Raw genomic sequence first — 2692 nt, 5'->3', positions numbered from 1 at the left:
TTGAAGCAAAACCTGTGATTTTAAAGTCTGAATCGGCTGAAGAAGAGAGAGAAAAGAACAATATTGAGAAATCTAAGCAGCTTCGGCCCTGGCTACTAAGGGCGAAAGCCATTCCTCTGAATGCTTGGTTGAGGTTTCAGAAGGAAGGGGAAGCAGAGCCTCAGTATATTCGGCTAGTCTGGATTGCCAGAGCTTATACCAAGTTTGTCTTTGTCAATCATCAGGGCTTGAAAGTCATCGAATTGGGTGCTTTCAAATTCGCTGGTTACCTGAAGGATGGCGCGATAGCGCCAGATCCAGATTTCTCCCAGCCTATCGTCAAGCAAGGTTTGGACGACATGGTCAAAGAGGTATATGAAAAACTCGCTTTTGATTCCTCTCACGATAAACAGAGTGGCTTGCCAAATGCGCGTGAGTTCCAGCGACTCGTGCGTTTAGCGATGAAAAAGGGTGAGCGGACTCAGCAGTGTTGTTTGTACTACATCCGCATGTTAAGCGGCGAGTTAGCGGAAGATCAAGAATCTAAGGTCGTCAGTCAACTCGTTGATCTCATCAATACAAAGGTAAGTGATGTGCGTGTTGCAGCGCGCCTAAATCGATATGACTTTGTGATGTTTTTCTCCAACAATTCGTCTCAACAAAACATTTCAGACACGACAGAGGCATTGAATGCCTTGTTGTCCGATATGCAGGTGCTCGGCGTTTCTGTATCTTTAATGCGCAGTGAAGTATGGGGGTATCTTGGTTTTAATAACGAGGCAGCACTCATTCGAAATGCGCAGCAAAGCTTAAGCCAGATGGAAGTCTCGGAGGAGAGTGCGGGTTTGAGTCAAACTGTCAGTCGCATAGAGCTCTCTCAGAGCGAATCTGAGGACACCGCAGCTGCGATGTTCAGTGCATCGGATAGCGATGCTTTTTCTGTGTTTGCCCAAGCTGTTAGCAAGCTTTCTGATATAGACCTGCCAGACAATCAAGAGTTGCGATGTCGTCCGTTAAACATGGACGTTGATGTGGGGAGTGATTTTTTTGAGCCATCTACAGATCATGAGGCAAAAGAGATGAATTCTTGGTGGCTGGCCTTTTTAGCCCGATCTTTAAGCGCTAAGACGAACGCTCTTGCCTGTCGTGTTCCCCTGAGCGCCATCAGTTTAACCGATGACCACTTTAAAGAAGAGTTTCGAGAATTGTTGGAGTGCACTGATATGCCTCCTGAGCGTATTTGGTTTGATTTGTATGACTGCAGTGCGCTCGAGAACGAGCACTTTGCCGCGGATGTTATTAGAGAGCTCCAGATCTTTGGATGTCATTTTAGTCTGGAGGGGTATGGGACAAGTGATTGCCCGGCGAGATTGCTCCAAACTTTACCCGTTGACCTGATTACGATTGATGCAGAGGTTTTAAAAGCATTTCATGATGAGGGTGAGGAAGAGCCTCTTGTGAACGTAGCCCACCATTTCGATAAGGCGGTACTAGTAAAAAATATAGATTCAGCGATCGCTCTTCAGAAGGTAGAGAAGCAAGGCGTCGACTTCGTTCAGGGAGAAAGAATCGGCGCCTATGAGCCGTATTAGAATTTCTCAGCTTCAATGACTTCGTAGCTATGAGTGATTTCAACACCGGCCTTCTCAAGCATAATTGAGGCCGAGCAGTATTTTGTTGCAGATAGTTCAACGGCGCGTTTGACGAGCGAATCCTTGAGTTTCTTGCCTGTCACTACAAAGTGGATATCAATCTTGGTGAACACGCTGGGAACCTCATCGGCTCGTTCAGCGTTGATTTGCGCAACGCAGTCGCTTACATCTTGCCTGGATTTCTTCAAAATGCTCATTACATCGAAGCTTGTGCAACCGCCAAGCCCTAGAAGCATCATTTCCATTGGTCTAGGGCCTTGGTTTTGACCTCCGTGATCAGGTGGTCCGTCCATAGTAATTTCATGGCCTGAGCCTGAGGTAGCAACAAACTTGGCTTCGCCACCCCAACGAATTTCGGCTTTCATAAATCTACCTGTGTTTCATTGAATGTGCCGCGAGATTAACACAAAAGACAATCGCCGTTTAAAAAATGTGTATTTGATTAATTGGTCTATACTTTTAGATATCAATAAGTTGCTGAGCACTATTAGTTCCGTTCGTTTGACGGATACAGTGATTTGGCAGAGTATAAAAAAGCGAGTCAGCGAGTTGTTAGTTGCTTGCATGTGTGCATAAAAAGGTGTGTTAAATGTCCACGATCTTGAAACCAGTAGAAAGTAAAACCAAACACTTAGATTTCTTTTTGAGTCAGTGTCACCGCCGCAAGTATCCCAGCAAAAGCACTATTATTTATGCCGGTGATAAAAGCGACTCTCTGTTCTACATTATCAAAGGCTCCGTGACTGTCATCATCGAGGATGACGATGGGCGAGAGATGATCATGGCGTATCTAAATACGGGTGATTTCTTTGGTGAAATGGGCTTGTTCGACAATATGGACTCGCGGAGTGCTTGGGTTAAAGCAAAGTCTGAATGTGAAGTAGCTGAAATTAGCTATTCTAAATTCCGAGAGATTTCTAGCCAAGACCCTCGTATTCTGTATTTTATTGGCGAGCAAATGGCATCCCGCCTTCGCCAGACGACTAGAAAGGTTGGTGACCTGGCGTTCCTAGATGTGACAGGACGTGTCGCTAGAACCTTACTTGATTTGTGCAAAGAGC

At 45.5% G+C, this 2692-nt stretch carries 3 protein-coding genes; 2 read left to right on the top strand and 1 reads right to left on the bottom strand.

The window, feature by feature from the left end; all coding sequences use genetic code 11:
• A partial coding sequence (locus A3750_RS10445) for a DUF1631 family protein (protein ID WP_231871788.1) occupies window positions 1-1571 on the top strand: 1571 nt, incomplete at its 5' end.
• Here the strand turns inward: A3750_RS10445 and A3750_RS10440 are convergent.
• Window positions 1568-1996, bottom strand: coding sequence for an OsmC family protein (locus A3750_RS10440; RefSeq protein WP_068458184.1), 429 nt, complete (start codon window positions 1994-1996; stop codon window positions 1568-1570). The genes A3750_RS10445 and A3750_RS10440 overlap by 4 nt on opposite strands.
• A 224-nt stretch (window positions 1997-2220) precedes the next feature.
• Between A3750_RS10440 and A3750_RS10435 the strand changes: the two genes are divergently transcribed.
• A partial coding sequence (locus A3750_RS10435; RefSeq protein ID WP_068548245.1) for a cyclic nucleotide-binding domain-containing protein occupies window positions 2221-2692 on the top strand: 472 nt, incomplete at its 3' end.

The organism is Oleiphilus sp. HI0079 (assembly GCF_001635105.1).
Note: the sequence above shows the minus strand (reverse complement) of the source record. Positions and strands in the feature narration are given on the sequence as shown.

Bases quoted from the DNA above. Each gene is read 5' to 3' on its own strand.
- A3750_RS10440 (WP_068458184.1), bottom strand. From the start codon at position 1,996: ATGAAAGCCGAAATTCGTTGGGGTGGCGAAGCCAAGTTTGTTGCTACC.